The organism is Halocynthiibacter sp. (assembly GCF_049608145.1).
GTDB lineage: Bacteria > Pseudomonadota > Alphaproteobacteria > Rhodobacterales > Rhodobacteraceae > Halocynthiibacter.
This window is the reverse complement of sequence record NZ_JBMYXF010000006.1, coordinates 23,781-41,387: the sequence shown is the minus strand read 5'-3', so window position 1 is coordinate 41,387 and position 17,607 is coordinate 23,781. Positions and strand designations below refer to the sequence as shown.

At 53.2% G+C, this 17,607-nt stretch carries 17 protein-coding genes and 1 riboswitch; of the genes, 14 read left to right on the top strand and 3 right to left on the bottom strand.

Features of this window, described 5'->3' with window-relative positions; translation table 11 throughout:
* Positions 1-74: 74 nt before the first annotated feature.
* Positions 75-947, bottom strand: coding sequence for a hypothetical protein (locus ACPGUT_RS03510; protein WP_423988872.1), 873 nt, complete (start codon positions 945-947; stop codon positions 75-77).
* 108 nt (positions 948-1,055) lie between these two features.
* Here ACPGUT_RS03510 and miaB point away from each other — a divergent pair, with 108 nt between their 5' ends.
* From miaB to aroA, 11 genes are all read left to right on the top strand, one after another.
* On the top strand, positions 1,056-2,378 hold the full coding sequence (gene miaB, locus ACPGUT_RS03505) for a tRNA (N6-isopentenyl adenosine(37)-C2)-methylthiotransferase MiaB (protein ID WP_423988871.1): 1,323 nt from the start codon (positions 1,056-1,058) through the stop codon (positions 2,376-2,378).
* A 157-nt stretch (positions 2,379-2,535) separates the two neighbouring features.
* Complete coding sequence (locus ACPGUT_RS03500; RefSeq protein WP_423988950.1) at positions 2,536-3,564, top strand: PhoH family protein; 1,029 nt, start codon at positions 2,536-2,538, stop codon at positions 3,562-3,564.
* Positions 3,561-4,049: an rRNA maturation RNase YbeY gene (ybeY, locus tag ACPGUT_RS03495; RefSeq protein ID WP_423988869.1), complete on the top strand. Its 489-nt coding sequence runs from the start codon at positions 3,561-3,563 to the stop codon at positions 4,047-4,049. The genes ACPGUT_RS03500 and ybeY overlap by 4 nt, the downstream gene beginning before the upstream one ends.
* A 40-nt stretch (positions 4,050-4,089) precedes the next feature.
* Positions 4,090-4,977, top strand: coding sequence for a hemolysin family protein (locus tag ACPGUT_RS03490; RefSeq protein WP_423988867.1), 888 nt, complete (start codon positions 4,090-4,092; stop codon positions 4,975-4,977).
* A 3-nt stretch (positions 4,978-4,980) separates the two neighbouring features.
* A complete protein-coding gene (lnt, locus tag ACPGUT_RS03485; RefSeq protein WP_423988866.1) occupies positions 4,981-6,507 on the top strand; it encodes an apolipoprotein N-acyltransferase in 1,527 nt (508 codons plus the stop codon).
* A 33-nt stretch (positions 6,508-6,540) separates the two neighbouring features.
* Positions 6,541-6,590, top strand: a riboswitch (SAM-SAH riboswitch).
* A gap of 6 nt (positions 6,591-6,596) precedes the next feature.
* Positions 6,597-7,778, top strand: coding sequence for a methionine adenosyltransferase (gene metK, locus ACPGUT_RS03480; protein ID WP_423988864.1), 1,182 nt, complete (start codon positions 6,597-6,599; stop codon positions 7,776-7,778).
* Between the two features lie 97 nt (positions 7,779-7,875).
* Positions 7,876-8,604, top strand: coding sequence for a tRNA (guanine(46)-N(7))-methyltransferase TrmB (trmB, locus tag ACPGUT_RS03475; protein WP_423988862.1), 729 nt, complete (start codon positions 7,876-7,878; stop codon positions 8,602-8,604).
* 300 nt (positions 8,605-8,904) lie between these two features.
* Complete coding sequence (locus ACPGUT_RS03470; protein ID WP_423988861.1) at positions 8,905-9,489, top strand: glycosyltransferase family 92 protein; 585 nt, start codon at positions 8,905-8,907, stop codon at positions 9,487-9,489.
* 280 nt (positions 9,490-9,769) lie between these two features.
* Positions 9,770-10,942, top strand: a complete 1,173-nt coding sequence (locus ACPGUT_RS03465; protein WP_423988859.1) for an RNA ligase RtcB family protein — start codon at positions 9,770-9,772, stop codon at positions 10,940-10,942.
* Positions 10,939-11,559, top strand: coding sequence for a peptide chain release factor H (gene prfH, locus ACPGUT_RS03460; RefSeq protein ID WP_423988857.1), 621 nt, complete (start codon positions 10,939-10,941; stop codon positions 11,557-11,559). Before ACPGUT_RS03465 ends, prfH begins: the two co-directional genes overlap by 4 nt.
* Before the next feature lie 95 nt (positions 11,560-11,654).
* Positions 11,655-13,004, top strand: a complete 1,350-nt coding sequence (gene aroA / locus ACPGUT_RS03455) for a 3-phosphoshikimate 1-carboxyvinyltransferase (RefSeq protein ID WP_423988855.1) — start codon at positions 11,655-11,657, stop codon at positions 13,002-13,004.
* Positions 13,005-13,081: 77 nt separating this feature from the next.
* On the opposite strand, the gene ACPGUT_RS03450 is transcribed toward aroA, so the two are convergent.
* A complete protein-coding gene (locus ACPGUT_RS03450; RefSeq protein WP_423988854.1) occupies positions 13,082-13,255 on the bottom strand; it encodes a hypothetical protein in 174 nt (57 codons plus the stop codon).
* 185 nt (positions 13,256-13,440) lie between these two features.
* Between ACPGUT_RS03450 and ACPGUT_RS03445 the strand changes: the two genes are divergently transcribed.
* Together ACPGUT_RS03445 and cmk are read left to right on the top strand one after the other, a co-directional pair.
* The gene (locus ACPGUT_RS03445) at positions 13,441-13,992 is read left to right on the top strand and encodes a hypothetical protein (protein WP_423988853.1); all 552 of its coding nucleotides are present in this window, start codon (positions 13,441-13,443) and stop codon (positions 13,990-13,992) included.
* A 123-nt stretch (positions 13,993-14,115) separates the two neighbouring features.
* Positions 14,116-14,730 carry a (d)CMP kinase gene (gene cmk / locus ACPGUT_RS03440; RefSeq protein ID WP_423988852.1) on the top strand — a complete coding sequence of 205 codons (615 nt, stop codon included), beginning with the start codon at positions 14,116-14,118 and terminating at the stop codon, positions 14,728-14,730.
* A gap of 280 nt (positions 14,731-15,010) precedes the next feature.
* On the opposite strand, the gene ACPGUT_RS03435 is transcribed toward cmk, so the two are convergent.
* Positions 15,011-15,448, bottom strand: coding sequence for a GNAT family N-acetyltransferase (locus ACPGUT_RS03435; RefSeq protein WP_423988851.1), 438 nt, complete (start codon positions 15,446-15,448; stop codon positions 15,011-15,013).
* A 298-nt stretch (positions 15,449-15,746) separates the two neighbouring features.
* Between ACPGUT_RS03435 and rpsA the strand changes: the two genes are divergently transcribed.
* Complete coding sequence (rpsA, locus tag ACPGUT_RS03430) at positions 15,747-17,426, top strand: 30S ribosomal protein S1 (protein WP_423988850.1); 1,680 nt, start codon at positions 15,747-15,749, stop codon at positions 17,424-17,426.
* The last annotated feature ends 181 nt before the right edge of the window (positions 17,427-17,607 follow it).

Here is a 17,607-nt window from a genome sequence, read left to right as displayed (position 1 = left end):
GGATCTGCAAGGGGCGGGAATGATCCGTAAATTAATATGTTAAGACGTTTTGAAAGGTCGGTGTTTGCGCCAGATCAGAACCATTGCCCCGGTTCCATCAGGCCCAGATCCAGAAGTTGCTGACTGTTCCAGTGAAATTTCACTGAATTATGCCAAGCAAAATTGTGGATCTCCTGGCGGCTTCCTGGGTTTGCGCGCAGAGCCTTCGCCGCCCGGAAAGAGGCCACAGAGGCGGTCAGGTTGTGGTGCCATTCACAGGAATATGTATTGTATTCCTCGTCACTAAAGACATGGCGGGGCAACATTTTTACATCGGGTGATGCGACGAACAGGGAAATCCGGTCGATAGAGCGTTTCAGATAAGGCACGTGTTCTTCAAAACGCCAACGCAATCCGCCATAAAAATCAAGTTGCCGGTCTTTGGCACGATATTCGTCAGATGCATCTTCACGGGCCAAGGCGTAATAGCCTGTCTTGTCAAACCAGGCGTCCTGAGGCGCAACTGCAGAAGGATATTCGTTCAGATCACGGGCATAAAGATCAATCACATAAGTCAGCATCGCGCTGCGGCGTTCTTCTGTGTGAAAGGCCAATAGTTCCCCGACGCTACGGGTCTCCATGAAGGGGTACATCAGATATTCTGCGTTATAGCAGTAATACATCCATGTGCCCTGTGGTGCGGCAACAGAAATTGAATTCACGGCGGCTTCCAGCGCCCCATCGGCCAGCGTATTCCATGTGATCAGGTGGATGATCTCCATCAGATCTTCGGGCAGTTCAGGGTGAACAGGCGACAGCACCAGAATGCTGGCAAAGCCGATCTTTAGGTGATGGCGGATTGTGCCTTCCACCTCTGTCAGATCCTCAACGAAAATCATCGCTACAGGACCTTTTGCGATCGCGGAATTTCCGGTTTGCAGGAAACTGTCTAAACTGTCGTAAATCATATGGCCTCACTTGCCCGAACTCAGACGTGAAAATCGGATAAAATCAGGTATATTGCAAGCCTCTCTCTGCACATGTAAACAGCGGTGATCAAACGCGGGACCTTTCTGATGTCAGAAAAGAAAAAACTCTTCATTAAAACCTGGGGCTGCCAGATGAATGTCTATGACAGCGAGCGCATGGCCGAAAGCCTTGGGCACGAAGGATATGAGGCAACTGAGAAGGTGGAAGAGGCAGATATGATTCTGTTGAACACCTGTCACATCCGTGAAAAAGCCGCAGAAAAAATTTATTCTGAACTGGGTCGGTTTAAAGGGCTGAAAGCAGAGAATCCCGATTTGAAAATCGGTGTGGCTGGCTGTGTGGCCCAAGCCGAGGGCGAAGAAATCATTCGTCGCCAGCCGATGGTTGATCTTGTGGTTGGTCCGCAGACCTATCACCGCCTGCCAAAAATGATGGAAACCGTGAACAGTGGCAAACGTGCGCTGGATACGGATTTCCCGGAAGAAGACAAATTCGAACACCTAAAACTGCGCCCTAAGGCGAAACGCGCACCGGCTGCGTTTCTGACAGTGCAGGAAGGCTGCGATAAATTCTGCGCCTTCTGTGTGGTGCCCTATACCCGCGGTGCGGAAGTCTCTCGCCCGGTGGAACGCATTATCCGCGAGGCCAACGAACTGGTGGAACGTGGCGTGCGCGAAATCACCTTGCTTGGTCAGAACGTGAACGCCTATCACGGGCAGGGGCCCAAAGGCACGATGGGGTTGGCCGGACTGATTGCTGAACTCGACAAAGTCGACGGGCTGGAACGCATTCGCTATACAACATCCCACCCCAACGACATGGAAGATGCCCTGATCGAAGCGCATGGCACCTTTGCAAAACTGATGCCTTATCTGCATCTGCCGGTGCAATCTGGCAGCGATAAAATCCTGAAACGGATGAACCGCAACCACACCGCCGAAAGCTATTTGCGGGTGATTGAACGGTTCCGCGAAGCGCGCCCTGACATTCTGCTGTCCGGTGACTTTATCGTCGGCTTTCCAGAAGAGACCGATCAGGATTTCCAGGACACAATGGATCTGATCCGCGAAGTGCATTACGGCCAGGCCTATTCTTTCTGCTATTCATCCCGTCCAGGCACCCCTGCTGCGGAACGTGCGTTGGTGGATCCGTTGGTTGCGAAAGAACGTCTGCACCAGATGCAGGCCTTGTTGACGCAACAACAAATGCAAACCCAGGAAAGCATGATCGGACGCACCGTCAGCGTGATGTTTGAAAAGGCTGGTCGGATTGAAGGCCAGATGATTGGTAAATCCGGTTATCTACATGCGGTGCATGCACCTGCGGAAGGTGTTCAGGTGGGTGACATTCGTGATGTGAAGATCGTCGCGACAGAAACCAATTCGCTGACCGGGGAAATTTTGCCATAAACCATGTGGCAATTTCGTGAAGTTTTCGCCAATTTGTCAGCCCCTGCCTTGCGCGGGGGCTTTCAAATTGCAACCATGGGATCAAATGCCGGATTCGTTCCGGTCCCAACAGGATTGAACACAGAACGGAGCCACTTTGGGAACTGAAGACCTGCACATGGAAGCCGATGCGGCTGTTACGCCCGCAGAAACCTCTCTGGAATATCCTGACAACCGCCTGCTGATTGAGCTTTGCGGTGAATTTGACAAAAACCTGACCCAAATCGAAAGCACGCTTGGTGTGCAGATTATCCGCCGTGGCAATCAGCTTGTGCTGCATGGCAAGGATTATGAACGCGCCAAGGCGGTGGATGTTCTGAACGCGTTGTATGAACGGCTTGAGGCTGGTCGCCCCGTGGAAACCGGTGATATCGCCGCTGAAATCCGTATGGGTGGCGACAATGGCGGCCATGAAAATGCGCCGGATCAGATGGAAATGTTCACGGGCGGTCGTGTCGAAATTCGCACCCGCAAGAAAACCGTTGAACCCCGTACTGAAGCGCAGAAAACCTATGTGCGTGCGTTGTTTGAAAATGAACTGGCCTTTGGCATTGGCCCTGCGGGCACCGGCAAAACCTATCTTGCTGTGGCTGCCGGCGTGTCGATGTTTGTGGATGGCTTGGTCGATAAAATCATCCTCTCACGTCCCGCGGTGGAGGCCGGTGAAAAGCTGGGTTATCTGCCTGGTGATATGAAAGACAAAGTCGACCCCTTCATGCAGCCGCTGTATGATGCGTTGGGCGATTTCCTTCCGGGGAAACAGGTTACAAAGCTGATCGAAGAAAAACGCATTGAGATCGCGCCGCTTGCCTTTATGCGCGGGCGTACATTGGCGAATGCCTTTGTGGTGTTGGACGAAGCCCAGAACGCGACCACCATGCAGATGAAAATGTTCCTGACCCGCCTTGGCGAAGGCTCGCGCATGGTGATCACGGGGGACCGTTCACAGGTGGATTTGCCGCGCGGCGTGACCTCTGGTTTGCATGATGCGGAACGTCTGCTGAAACATATCGACAGCATTTCGTTCAATTACTTCACCGCGAAAGATGTGGTGCGCCATCCGTTGGTTGCCAAAATCATCGAAGCCTATGACGAAGCTGATCAAAAGGCATTCATCAAACGCGAAGCGAAAAAGGCTGAAAAATGATCACCGATGTGATTTGCGAAGATCCCCGTTGGGAAGACGCGGGGCTTGAGGCTGTGTCGGAAACCGCAGCGCAGGCCGTGTTTGCGCGTCTGAATCTGACGGGCGACTGGGAGGTGGTTGTCATGGGCTGCGATGACGCGCGTATTGCGGTGTTGAACGCGGATTTCCGTGAGAAGGACAAAGCAACCAATGTGCTGTCTTGGCCCTCTGAAGAGCGCGCATCAGAGGAAGCAGGGGGGCAGCCTCTGGCACCCGTTGGTCCTGATCCTGAACTGGGTGATATCGCGATTTCTTTTGACACTTGCCTGCGTGAAGCGCAGGACGCTGGGAAGAAATTCGCCGATCACGTGACCCACTTAGTTGTTCATGGAATCTTACATCTGTTGGGTTATGATCACATTGACGAAAAAGATGCAGCCCTTATGGAGGGACTCGAGACAGAAATACTTGGCAATCTTGGCATTGCTGACCCATATATAGCTTAGGCGCGCGTTTTGCGTCATTTGAGTGACCCGGAAAGGACCAATGGGCGATACAATTGAAGGATCTTCTGCTGCGGCGCAACGCGCGCAGGAAGACGACGAGCCAGGATCGAGTGGATTTTTCCGCAGGTTCCTTGCACATTTTTCCCCGACAGATGAGTCAGAGCCTGCTGAAGACACGCAGCATGTGATGCAAAAAGATGCAAATCCCGCACAGGGGATGTTGAATCTACGCCGTATGCGCCTTGAAGACGTGGCCATTCCCCGGGTCGAAATCACGGCCGTTGCAGATGACATCAGCCGTGATGAACTGGTCGAGGTGTTTCGCGAAAGCGGGCTGTCACGCTTGCCGGTGTTTGATGGCACGCTGGATCATCCGACAGGCATGGTGCATCTGAAAGATTTTTCGCTGAAATACGGTTTTAACGGCGAAAGCGGCAATGGCGATTTTGACGTGTGCAAACTGATGCGCCCTTTGTTGTTCGCCCCGCCTTCCATGCCTGCGGCGGTTTTGTTGCAGAAAATGCAGTCTGAACGCATTCACATGGCACTGATGATTGACGAATATGGCGGTGTCGATGGGCTTGTGACCATCGAAGATCTGATCGAACAGGTTATTGGCGAGATCGAAGATGAACATGACGCCGTTGAGGGACAGCTTTGGTTTGAAGAAAAGCCAGGATGTTTCGTTGCCGAAGCCCGTACGCCGCTTGAGGACTTTGAAGAAGAAATTGGTCTGAATCTGCGTGACGGTCTGGACGACGATGAAATCGACACACTTGGTGGCTTGGTTTTTGTTCTGCTGGGCCATGTGCCCGGACGCGGTGAAATGATCCGACACCCCGCAGGGCCTGATTTTGAAGTGCTTGATGCGGATCCACGAAAAATCAAACGGATCCGCGTGCATCTTCCGACAAAAACGGGCGGCTGAATTATGAGGCGGCTGAATAGGTCACTGCAAGGCCTGTCTTTGCGCAAAACCATGCTTGTGGCCTTTCTGATCGGCGCTGTTATGGCGCTGGGGCAGGCGCCTTGGGGGCTGTGGCCCCTGACGCTGATCGGGTTTGTGCTTGTTACCATCTTGCTGGAAGCCGCAACATCAACACGCAAAGCATCCTTCACCGGCTGGGCGGTTGGCTGCGGGTATTTTGCCGTGACCCTTAGCTGGATTGTAGAGCCTTTCCTTGTGGATATCGCACGTCACGGATGGATGGCACCTTTTGCGCTGTTTCTGATGGCGGGCGGTCTGGCTCTGTTCTGGGGGGCGGCATTTGGTTTGGCCCGATGGATGGGGCAGGGGCGCTATGCCGGGCTTGCGCTTGTGGTGACTTTGCCTTTTGTCGAATTGGCACGGGCCTATGTGTTTACTGGTTTCCCTTGGGGTATGCCCGCTTATATCTGGGTGGGGCTTGCGCCGATGCAGCTGGCGGCGCTGATCGGATCTCATGGGGTGAATGTTCTGACCTTGTTGATGACCGCTGGTGTCTGGAGTCTGAGCGGCTTTCACCGTCCGGCAGCGATCATGTTCGGTATCGTGTCATGGGGGCTTTCGCCGCTTTTTGTGTTGTTTACCGCACTGCACCCACCTGTTTCAGACGCAGAACAGCCGCTTTTACGTCTGCTACAACCCAATGCTCCACAGCATCTGAAATGGGATCCCGACTGGATCCCGGTGTTTTTTGACCGCAATCTTGAGTTCACCGCAGATCCGGGTGACCACGGTCGTCCGGACTTGATCATTTGGCCGGAAACATCGGTGCCCGCCCGTTTAAGTGCGGATGACTATGCGATCACCTTGATCCGCGATGCGGCCAATGGTGTCCCCGTGGTCTTTGGTATTGGTCATGGGCGTGGCGATGGCTATTTCAATTCCATGGCGGTGATGGATGATGCGGGGGCTTTGACCCAAACCTATGACAAGATGCATCTGGTGCCCTTTGGTGAATATGTGCCCTTTAGCGATCTGATGGCGCGCTTTGGGATTTATGGGTTGGCGGCAACACAGGGCTATGGGTTTACCCCCGGGGATGGGGCGCAACTGCTTGATCTAGGTCCCTTGGGGAAAGCGATGCCTTTGATCTGTTACGAAGCCGTTTTCCCACAGGATCTGAACGCTGCCCCCGACGGCGCCGACTGGATTTTACAGATCACCAATGATGCGTGGTTTGGAACGATTTCAGGGCCTTGGCAACATTTGGCACAGGCCCGTTTTCGCGCTGTTGAACAGGGAAAGCCACTTGTGCGTGTGGCCAATACTGGTGTGACGGCGTTGATCGGTGCCAGAGGGGACATACGCGCGCAATTGCCGTTTGGGACCGAAGGATACCTTGATGTCCGACTGCCACCTGCAGGTGGTGAAACGCTGTATCGCAGGACCGGAGATTGGCCCGTGTTCCTTATTCTGTTGTTTTTCTGCGGCGTATTAACCCTTTCGAGAGATCGCTCTGGTAATCGCTGTTGACGTAGAATTCTTACACATATAGGGGCAACCTATCGATCATCACAACGGCTTCCTGAAGTGATGGTTCATTTTGTACTGGAGCACTTCAAATGACTCGTGAAAACTATACGTTCACTTCGGAATCCGTTTCCGAAGGGCATCCTGATAAAGTCTGTGATCAGATTTCTGATGCCATCCTTGATGCCTTTCTGACCGAAGAACCCGAAGCGCGGGTCGCTTGTGAAACCTTTGCCACAACCAATCGTGTTGTCATTGGCGGCGAAGTTGGTCTGTCTGATCAGGCGAAACTTAAAGAATATCTCGAAAAAACCGATGGTATCGTGCGTGATTGCATCAAAGGCATCGGTTATGAGCAGGATAAATTCCACTGGAAGACCGTTGAGGTCACTAACCTGCTGCACGAACAATCTGCACATATTGCCCAAGGTGTGGATGCCAGCGCGGACAAAGACGAAGGCGCGGGTGATCAGGGCATTATGTTTGGCTATGCGGTGAATGAAACCGAAGCCCTTATGCCGGCCCCGATCCAGTATTCCCACGCGATCCTGCGCCGCCTTGCCGAAGTACGCAAAAATGGCACTGAGCCTGCTTTGGGTCCGGATGCGAAAAGTCAGCTGTCTGTGGTTTATGAAGGTGGCAAACCTGTTGGTGTGTCATCCATCGTTCTATCGACACAACACCTAGACGAAGCCCTGACATCTGATGATGTACGCGCATTGGTCGAACCGTATATCCGTGAAACTCTGCCCGAAGGCTGGGTGACAGCGGCGACTGAATGGCACGTAAACCCAACTGGGAAATTTGTCATTGGCGGCCCTGATGGGGATGCTGGTTTGACCGGTCGTAAGATCATCGTGGATACCTACGGCGGTGCAGCCCCACATGGTGGCGGCGCATTCTCGGGTAAAGATCCGACAAAAGTTGACCGTTCTGCGGCCTATGCGGCGCGCTATTTGGCGAAAAACATCGTTGCAGCAGGCATGGCAGAACGTTGCACATTGCAGCTGTCTTATGCGATTGGTGTGGCGAAACCTTTGTCAATCTATGCGGACACACATGGCACGGGCCAGGTGCATGAAAGCGAGATCGAAAAAGCGGTTGCAGCCTGCATGGATCTGACACCACAGGGCATCCGGACCCATCTTGGTCTGAACAAACCTGTGTATCAGCGCACGGCTGCGTATGGTCACTTTGGGCGCACTCCTACAGATGACGGCGGCTTCTCTTGGGAACGCACCGATCTGGCTGAGGCACTTAAGAAAGCGGTCTAAGACAAACCACAGGGTGCATTGCACTTTGAAGGCTGAAAGTTTAGGGAAGGCGGGCAATTTGCCTGCCTTTCTTTTTGCCTGACCACCGGAGCGAACCATGTCTGATCAGAACACCCCTGAGGGAAAACACCAGTCCGGCGCGCCCTGGCGTAATTTCTATGGTCGTTTGAAAGGCAAGGGCCTTCGCAAAAGCCAGGAAGCTTATCTGGATGAAGATCTTGCGAAACTGTCACCCGGTAAGGTCAGCTGGGAAGACAATCCGGATCGCACACATCTGGATCTGAAGGCCCTGTTTGGTGACAAACCTGTCTGGTTGGAGGTTGGCTTTGGCGGCGGTGAACACATGGTGCATCAGGCCGCGACCTATCCGGATGTTGGCATCATTGGTTGTGAACCCTACATCAATGGTGTGGCGATGCTGTTGGGGAAAATCCGCAAGGCGGGTGTTGAAAATGTTGCGATCCATCCCGGTGATGCGCGTGACATGTTTGATGTGTTGCCTGAGGCATCCGTCGACAAAGCCTTTCTGCTGTACCCGGATCCATGGCCAAAAAAACGCCATCACCGCAGGCGATTTGTGACGCAGGAACACCTGGTACCCCTGGCCAAAACCCTGAAACCCGGCGCGATTTTTCGGGTGGCAACGGATATTGAAGATTACGTGCGCCAAACCATGGAAGAAGTTCCAAAGGCTGGGTTTGAATGGTTGGCAGAAGGGCCTGACGACTGGCGCAATTCCTGGGATGACTGGATTTCCACGCGTTATGAGCAAAAAGCCCTGCGCGAAGGCCGCACTCCTCATTATATGACCTTCCGCCGTACATAACGGGACCTGCATATTTTTATCGATGCGTGCTTATCATGATAAGTGGTATCTAACGATCGGGGAAAGAAAAGTTTGATGATTGTATTGAGGGATAAGGTCTCTGATATATGTTGTCATCAGTACTTTGACTATTTGGTCGCTGTTATCAGGCCGACTGAAACTTTTTGGTGTGACGCGTAAATAATCGTCACTGAGAAGGATGATAGTTGTGGGACTGTTCTAAAGAAAAAACCACTCGCTTCGCGCATTGATATTACACCGCCAGAAGCAAACGCTGATCGGCATGGACTTGCAATCGTTTTGATTGTCAAAGATGAAGCAGACTATTTACAGGATTGGTTAATATTTCATGCCGCCGCTGGGGTGCGGCACATATTTATTTATGACAACGGATCAACCGATAAAACTGGAGAGATCGCTCGGGACTTTCAGGGGTGCGATATTACGGTAACTCCTTGGGCCTATAATACATCGGTCGCCAAGCCAGGAATCGCCCTTCAACAGCAAGTCATGTGTTACTGCCATGCAATTTTGAATTATGGGGCGAAGTTTCGTTGGATGTCATTTATTGATACGGATGAATATCTTGTGCCCCAAAAGGGTGGATCCATCCCAGACACTTTGAATGACCTAGAGGCTTTTACCAATATTTCTCTGCCATGGGTTATGTTTGGTCACAATGGACATCTTAGGTCCCCCAAAGAGCCAGTACCCTTTGCTTATACGGCCCGTGCGAGACATCTCTCTGGATCACTTCTGAACTTTAAGTGTATTGTGGACCCCTGCGATGTGACGCAGGTGAGCGTTCACAAGTTTCTGACTCGTACGATGGGTCAAGGCCATGCAAATACACTTGGTCGGGTTGTGCAGGGGGTGGCGTGTTAGATTTCCGGAAATCCAGTATGTAAATTGACACATGGCGTGCTGTGATGGGGCTCACGCTCTTTGATGATGTATGGTTTGGATGTGCATATCTGTGTCGTTGGCGTAACATGCTATTGCAAATTAAAATCGGGTCTTCATTTTTTAGGCGCTCGATTGTAACTAAGGCTTAACTTACCAGCTAACTAAAAGGGAGAATACAATGACAACATCCAAATTCGCCCTTTGTGAGGTTCGCAAAGTTTAAGGCTACGACAGCCGGCAACTTTGTATAGGCGCGCTGGTGACAGCGCCCGAAAAAATCAAAATACTGGAATATACCATGGGCAATTTTGCCTCGGGTCGTGTGCTGTCTGCTGAAAAGGGCAGGGCTGCGATCCATCTGTATTACAATGAAAATGCCTGGATTGAAGGGCGTGCCGAAGATCAGTTGCGTGATGTTGCGCGACTGGATGGGGTGCGGGCGGTTGCGGCCTTCCCTGATTTGCACCCCGGAAAATATGGTCCTGTGGGCTGTGCGGTGCTGTCAGACAAACTGCATCCACAGCTCGTGGGCAGCGACATCGGCTGCGGTATGACGATGTTTGCGTTGGATCTGCCTCTGCGTAAATTGAAGTTGGAAAAGGCTGCGCAGCGTTTGCGCGGGCTGGCGTTCTCACCTGCGGAAGATGTGACCGGGCGTCTAGAGGCGGTTAACTTACCTGGTGATTTGTTCGCGAATTCTCTGGGCAGCATTGGTGGTGGCAATCATTTTTGCGAAGTGCAGCGCATTACTCACAGCGATGTGGATGGCTTGCACAAAGATCAATTGTGCCTGCTGGTGCATTCAGGATCACGTGGTCTTGGGCATGCGCTGTTACACAAGGTGCTGGCTGATGGGCTTGTGGCGTTTGACCCCGCTTCAGAACAGGGCCGGGACTGGCTGGCACATCATGATCAGGCGGTGACATGGGCGGCTTTGAATCGCCGGATCATTGCGGAACGTGCGGCAAAGGCGCTGCGCTGTGATCTGCGGCTGATCAGTGATTGCCCGCATAATCTGGTCACACAGGATTGTGGTGGGTGGTTGCACCGTAAGGGGGCCGCACGTCTGCAAAACCTTGTACCACTTGCGGGCACGCGGGCCAGTGCGGGCTATGTGCTGCGTCCGGCTGCTCCGGATGTGAATGCCCTGAATTCCTGCGCGCATGGCGCGGGGCGCAAATATGATCGTGCGTCCATGCATGGGCGTGTGGCGCGTCAGAAATCTGTGCTGGAGGCCATGCGCCAGCCGACGCCGTCTGCGCGGGTGATTTGTGATGACAAATCCATGCTGATCGAAGAGGCGCCTCAGGCCTATAAATCTGCCGGCCAGGTCGCACAGGATCTGACGGATTTTAATGTCACGCATGTGGTGGCCAAAGTCATGCCGGTGCTGACATTTAAAAATGCGGATCTGAAAGGAGACCGGTCATGAGTGAGCAAATGACATTGCTGGTGACAAGCGGCAATGGGCCGGAAGAATGCTGTCAGGCCGTTGCCCATATTTTGCAGCGCATGCAGGCCGAAGCTGATGAAATGGGGGCGGATCTTGATATCAGTGGCACGCCGTCGGATCACGGTATGAAATCTGCCGTGGTTGTGGTGCATGGCCCGCTTGCAGATCGGTTCGCGTTGGCCTGGTGTGGCTCGATCCGCTGGATTTGCAAAAGTGATCTGCGCAAGGGCTATAAACGCCAGAACTGGTTCGCGGGGGTGATACGCCTTCCGGACTTGTCTGCAAAGGTGCAGGGCACGGAAGGCATTCGGTTTGAGACCTTTCGTGCTGGTGGGCCTGGGGGGCAGCATCAGAACACGACAGACAGTGCTGTGCGGGCAACCTGTCAGCAAAGCGGTTTGTCGGTGGTGGTGCGCGATGGGCGTTCCCAACATCGCAACAAGGCGTTGGCAATTGAACGGCTTGCAACACTGAAAGCCCTGCAGGCAGATCAACGACAGGCGATACATGCAAAAGATGCCAATCTGCTGCATCACCAGTTGGAACGTGGCAATGCCCATCGCATTTTCCGTGGGAAACGCTTTGTCGAGGCCTGATTAAATGCGAAACAGGGGGGCGTGGATCACGTGATGGATTTACGCCCCTTTGTGCTTGCGCTATCAGTTCGTAACACTGACTGAAGGAAGCGCAAATGTCCGGCCATGGCACCCCGATCCCAATGACCTCTCATAAATGCGGCCCGCTGCAAGGCGAAGCTGCTGTTCCAGGGGATAAATCCATTTCGCACCGTGCGCTGATTTTTGGCGCATTGGCGGTCGGTGAGACCAAAGTCACAGGGCTGCTGGAAGGCGAAGATGTTCTGGACACGGCCAAAGCCATGCGCGCCTTTGGGGCGACTGTGACACAACACGGGCCAGGTGAATGGTCTGTAAATGGTGTGGGCGTGGGCGGTTTTTCCGAACCTGATAATGTAATTGACTGCGGCAATTCCGGTACCGGCGTGCGTCTGATCATGGGGGTCATGGCGACCCAGGGGATCAATGCGACATTCACCGGGGATGCCAGCCTGAACAAACGGCCGATGGGCCGGGTGACCGATCCTGTGGCGTTGTTTGGCGCGCAATCTTATGGTCGTTCCGGTGGTCGTCTGCCGATGACAATTGTTGGCGCGACGGAACCTGTGCCGGTGGAATACACCGTGCCGATGCCCTCCGCGCAGGTGAAATCTGCGGTGCTTTTGGCGGGGCTGAATGCACCGGGCCAGACTGTGGTGATCGAGAAAGAAGCAACGCGGGATCATACTGAACGTATGCTAGAAGGCTTTGGTGCCGAGATCACAGTTGAAGATACGGATGCGGGGCGTCGCATTACGTTGACCGGCCAGCCTGAACTGAAACCTCAGGTGATTTCTGTGCCCCGTGATCCAAGTTCGGCGGCCTTTCCAACCTGTGCGGCAACCATCGTGCCAGGATCCGAAGTCTTCGTGCCTGGCGTGTCCCAAAACCTGACCCGCAACGGGATCTACACGACGCTGACGGAAATGGGCGCGGATATCACCTTTGAAAATGAACGTCTTGAAGGCGGTGAACCGGTTGCTGACCTGCGTGTGCGCTACGCAGAAACCCATGGCATTGAAGTGCCACCTGCGCGGGCCGCTTCTATGATTGATGAATATCCTGTGCTGTCCGTTGTGGCGGCGCTGTCCTCGGGCAAAACCGTGATGCGCGGCGTGAAAGAGCTGCGCGTGAAGGAATGTGATCGCATTGATGCTATGGCACGGGGACTGCGGGCCTGTGGCGTCACGGTTGAGGAAGATGATGACACGATGATCGTACACGGTATGGGGCCGGGCGGTGTGCCGGGCGGTGCGACCTGCGAAAGCTTCCTTGATCACCGGATTGCTATGTCATTTATGGTATTGGGCATGGCGGCGCAAAACCCTGTGTCTGTGGATGATGGCACACCAATCGCCACATCCTTTCCAGTGTTCGAAGACCTGATGAAAGATCTTGGCGCACAGATTAAGCGCAACAACGGGTGATTATTCGGCCGAGGGCCGGGCAACCGGACCCTCGCAGGATTTCCCGAACAATACCAGGGACGGCCCATATGGGCCGTTTAAGCCACCATAAAACAGCTGATGGCAGCGATGCTCCAGATTGAAAGCGTGCCCCAGTATCCCCAAGGGTTTTCAGCCCGTACGATGGGTTCCCACAGATATGTGTATCCCATCAGAAGATCGTAAAGCACCCATAGTGTCAGGGCGATGCCCGCATAAAACCAGATTGTCATAGCAATTCCTTTCTGATGTCCGATATGGCGCTGGGGGAAGGGGTTGCAAAGGGCGCGGGCGCAGATTCGCAAGATTGATATCTTGCTGCGCAAGATTTGTCGGTTGTCCCGTATTTGTGGTGATTTTTCTGCCGTGTTAACCTTCGATGAAAGGTTTTTTGCCAAACTACCGGCAGGAGGAACCAATGCGTTTTACCATGCTGTTTTTCAGCTTGTTTTCTGTGACTGCGTTGATTTACGGCGCGATGGCTTTGTGGACCCTGCCTGCGATTACTGCGGCGGCGGATGGGATGACGCCGTTTGATCTGCGGTTGTTTGGATATTCTTATACTGAAGCGCATGCATTTTTATCAGCCTTGAGCCCAGAGGGACGTGATATTTACCTTGGCCCACAGCAGTTTTTGGATCGTATTTTTCCTGGGGCGATGGCCCTGACATTATGCCTGATTTTTAACAGGTTGCAGGCGGGACCTGGGGCATTTTTTGGTGCAGGGCTTGCTTTGATGGGGGCGATCGCGGACTATTTTGAGAATATGGCAATCGCACGCTTACTGATAGCGCCCCTGCCGCCATCTGGCGTGTTGGTGGATCAGGCCAACCAGTGGACCGTGATCAAAACAGTATCGTCAGGGTCGGCACTGGTATTGTTATGTGGTCTTGCGGGGGTGGCTTATTTGAAACACTTGGCACAACGAAAAATCAACCTGACGGATGAATTGGCGGATGTTGTTGAGTAGGGCCCAGAACTAGGGGTGAAACAAGGCCGGAAGACGTGCGTTGAATTGTCAGGCGGCTGCTTTCTTCTTAGTATGTTTGACAGTCTGACTGCCTGAGGATACCTCCTGAGTATGGAGGCGCGAATGACACTTACAGTTGCAGTTGATGGTCCGGCAGCATCGGGCAAAGGAACAATTTCCAAAGCGCTTGCCGCGCATTTTTCTTTTGCGCATTTGGATACAGGGCTTTTGTATCGTGCCGTTGGCGCGCAGTTGTTGCAGGGGGCGGACCCGCTGGAGGCAGCAAAAGCTTTGCGGGCAGAAGACATCGATGCAGATGCGTTGCGCAATTCAGCAGTGGCCCAGGCCGCATCCAAAGTGGCAGCAATTCCGGAAGTACGGCAAGCCCTGCTTGATTTTCAACGTGCCTTTGCCCGTCGGGCCGGGGGCGCAGTTCTGGATGGACGCGACATTGGTACAGTGATCTGCCCTGAGGCTGAGGTGAAATTGTATATCACGGCTTCAGATGAGGTGCGTGCGGAACGACGATATCTGGAATTGTCTGCCAAGGGCCAGGATGTAACCCCTGAAGGGGTGTTGGATGATCTGAAAGCACGGGACAAGCGTGATCGGGAACGTGCGACTGCCCCTTTGAAGGCTGCGAATGATGCCTTGCTTTTGGATACGTCTGAGTTGTCGATTGAAGATGCGGTCGCGCAATGTGTGGCAGCGGTGAACGCCGCCCGGAACGCGGGCTGAATGTTTCAACGCATGCTTTTGATCCGCGCGGCGGGGGCCGGCGGTTTCTGAATTTCTGTTTAGGTAAGCACGTCATCACGGGTTGGTCAGAGTCATCAGAGTGTGTGACCAGAAAAGATGGCGGCGCCGCCCTTGCGGATAGGGTCTGAGTGCCAGGGATCGTTACATCCTGACAGGTAAGCTATGATCCGCCCTTTCTGCTTTCGCCAGAGCCTCTCATCCGACATTGGGTCCGGGGGATCCCGGTGTTGCACAACGGAGAACTTATCGCGCAGGATGGTTAAGAACTGTCAGATGGTGCGCGCGTTGCTTTGTTCAGTGTATGGGACATGACGATATAGGGGCGGCCTTTTCGTTCAAAGATTTCGCCTTTTTCCTGAAATCCGGATTTGGCATAGAACCCGCGGGCGGACAGCCGTGCATCACACCACAAGCATGTTGCGCCGGCGTTTTGCGCCTGTATCCGAAGGTGATCTAGCATTCGGCGACCAAACCCTTTGCTTTGCATGTGGGGCAGGGTGGCGAATTTACGCAGCTGAATGCCGGAATGGTCATCTGGAAACAACGACGCGACGGAGACGAGGGTGTTGTCGTGAAACAGTCCAAAATGTTGGGCCGTGTCATCTCCGGGTACCATCGCATGTGAAGGTGGATGCCCCTGCCAGAGAACGGTCTGGCGCAGAGGCAGGGCCAAATCGATGCTGATTGTGCGAATCATTTTGTGACCTTCCGGGCTATGACGTGATTAGCCCGTTGTTGGTCCTGAATGGCAAGAGGAAGGCCTTGTTTCGTGGGCGATGGAGGCTTGTGTTTGCCAGAAATTAAGGCTATAGAGCGCGGGTCAATAAGGCGTTTAAGCCATAAAAACAAAAATGACGGGCAGGGTCGGCGCATACCGGCCCTCTTTGTTTGTGTTTGGTCTGTTTGTTTCAGGCTGCCTGTTGACCAACTGAAACCAAGACCGGCGGAGACAACCGCACGGCCAGAAAAACGATTGAAAAGGACTCTGAGACCACATGGCTCAAAACATCTCAATGGAAGAATTCGAAGCACTCCTGCAGGAAAGCTTCGAAATTGACACACCTGAAGAAGGTTCTGTTGTCAAAGGCAAGGTTATCGCAATCGAAGCGGGCCAGGCCATCATCGACGTAGGCTACAAAATGGAAGGCCGCGTTGACCTTAAAGAATTCGCAAACCCAGGTGAAGAAGCTGAAATCGCTGTTGGCGACACTGTAGAAGTATTCCTGCGCGCAGCTGAAAACGCCCGTGGCGAAGCTGTTATTTCCCGTGAAATGGCGCGTCGTGAAGAAGCATGGGATCGCCTCGAGAAAGCATATGCTGACGAAGAGCGCGTTGACGGTGCTATCTTTGGTCGCGTTAAAGGCGGCTTCACTGTTGACCTCGGCGGCGCTGTTGCGTTCCTGCCAGGTTCCCAAGTTGACGTACGTCCAGTGCGTGACGCGGGCCCATTGATGGGTCTGAAGCAGCCGTTCCAAATTCTGAAAATGGACCGTCGTCGTGGCAACATCGTTGTTTCTCGTCGTGCTATCCTTGAAGAATCACGTGCGGAACAGCGCGCTGAAGTTATCGGCAACCTTACTGAAGGTCAGGCTGTTGACGGTGTTGTTAAGAACATCACTGAATACGGTGCATTCGTTGACCTCGGTGGCGTTGACGGCTTGCTGCACGTTACCGACATGGCTTGGCGTCGTGTGAACCACCCATCCGAGATCCTCACAATCGGTGAGACCATCAAGGTTCAGGTGATCAAGATCAACAAAGAGACCCACCGTATCTCCCTCGGCATGAAACAGCTGCAGGACGATCCATGGGATGCTGTTGCTGCGAAATACCCACTGGATTCTGTCCACAAGGGTCGCGTCACCAACATCACTGATTACGGTGCATTTGTTGAACTCGAAGCTGGTGTTGAAGGCCTCGTACATGTTTCTGAAATGTCCTGGACTAAGAAGAACGTACACCCAGGCAAAATCGTGTCTACGTCTCAAGAAGTCGAAGTCATGGTTCTGGAAATCGATGGTTCCAAGCGTCGCGTATCCCTTGGTCTGAAACAGACCATGCGCAACCCATGGGAAGTGTTCGCTGAGAACAACCCAGTTGGCACCGAAGTTGAAGGTGAAGTGAAGAACATCACTGAATTCGGTCTGTTCATCGGTCTCGACAACGAAATCGACGGCATGGTTCACCTGTCAGATCTGACATGGGAAGGCCGTGGCGAAGACGTGATCGGCGATTACCACAAAGGCGAAATGGTTCAGGCCGTTGTCACCGAAGTGGACATCGAGAAAGAGCGCATCTCTCTCTCCGTGAAAGCACTGGGCGGCGATCCGTTCGCTGAAGTTGCTGACGGCGTGAAGCGCGGTTCTATCATCACAGTTGAAGTGACTGCGATCGAAGAAGGTGGCGTTGAAGTTGACTATGAAGGCATGAAATCCTTCATCCGTCGTTCTGACCTGTCCCGTGACCGTGCCGAGCAACGCCCAGAGCGTTTCCAGGTTGGTGACAAACTGGACGTTCGTGTGACCAACGTAGACGCGAAAACACGTCGTCTGGGTCTGTCCATCAAAGCACGTGAGATCGCGGAAGAGAAAGAAGCAGTAGAACAGTATGGTTCTTCTGACTCTGGCGCATCTTTGGGTGATATCCTGGGCGCAGCTCTGAAGTCTGACGACTGATCACGCAACGGAAACAATAGAAACGGCCCTGTCATTCGACGGGGCCGTTTTGTTTTGCGATTCGCATGATCAAAAGAAATATTAAGACACCACAGCTTCAGAAATCCTGAAAAAGATGAATTTTTTGACGTAAATGTCACTTTTTTCATCAATCAAAGGTATGAACTGCAGAGTTTAGCAA

Bases quoted from the DNA above. Each gene is read 5' to 3' on its own strand.
- ACPGUT_RS03510 (WP_423988872.1), bottom strand. From the start codon at position 947: ATGATTTACGACAGTTTAGACAGTTTCCTGCAAACCGGAAATTCCGCG.
- miaB (WP_423988871.1), top strand. From the start codon at position 1,056: ATGTCAGAAAAGAAAAAACTCTTCATTAAAACCTGGGGCTGCCAGATG.
- ACPGUT_RS03500 (WP_423988950.1), top strand. From the start codon at position 2,536: ATGGAAGCCGATGCGGCTGTTACGCCCGCAGAAACCTCTCTGGAATAT.
- ybeY (WP_423988869.1), top strand. From the start codon at position 3,561: ATGATCACCGATGTGATTTGCGAAGATCCCCGTTGGGAAGACGCGGGG.
- ACPGUT_RS03490 (WP_423988867.1), top strand. From the start codon at position 4,090: ATGGGCGATACAATTGAAGGATCTTCTGCTGCGGCGCAACGCGCGCAG.
- lnt (WP_423988866.1), top strand. From the start codon at position 4,981: ATGAGGCGGCTGAATAGGTCACTGCAAGGCCTGTCTTTGCGCAAAACC.
- metK (WP_423988864.1), top strand. From the start codon at position 6,597: ATGACTCGTGAAAACTATACGTTCACTTCGGAATCCGTTTCCGAAGGG.
- trmB (WP_423988862.1), top strand. From the start codon at position 7,876: ATGTCTGATCAGAACACCCCTGAGGGAAAACACCAGTCCGGCGCGCCC.
- prfH (WP_423988857.1), top strand. From the start codon at position 10,939: ATGAGTGAGCAAATGACATTGCTGGTGACAAGCGGCAATGGGCCGGAA.
- aroA (WP_423988855.1), top strand. From the start codon at position 11,655: ATGTCCGGCCATGGCACCCCGATCCCAATGACCTCTCATAAATGCGGC.
- ACPGUT_RS03450 (WP_423988854.1), bottom strand. From the start codon at position 13,255: ATGACAATCTGGTTTTATGCGGGCATCGCCCTGACACTATGGGTGCTT.
- ACPGUT_RS03445 (WP_423988853.1), top strand. From the start codon at position 13,441: ATGCGTTTTACCATGCTGTTTTTCAGCTTGTTTTCTGTGACTGCGTTG.
- cmk (WP_423988852.1), top strand. From the start codon at position 14,116: ATGACACTTACAGTTGCAGTTGATGGTCCGGCAGCATCGGGCAAAGGA.
- ACPGUT_RS03435 (WP_423988851.1), bottom strand. From the start codon at position 15,448: ATGATTCGCACAATCAGCATCGATTTGGCCCTGCCTCTGCGCCAGACC.
- rpsA (WP_423988850.1), top strand. From the start codon at position 15,747: ATGGCTCAAAACATCTCAATGGAAGAATTCGAAGCACTCCTGCAGGAA.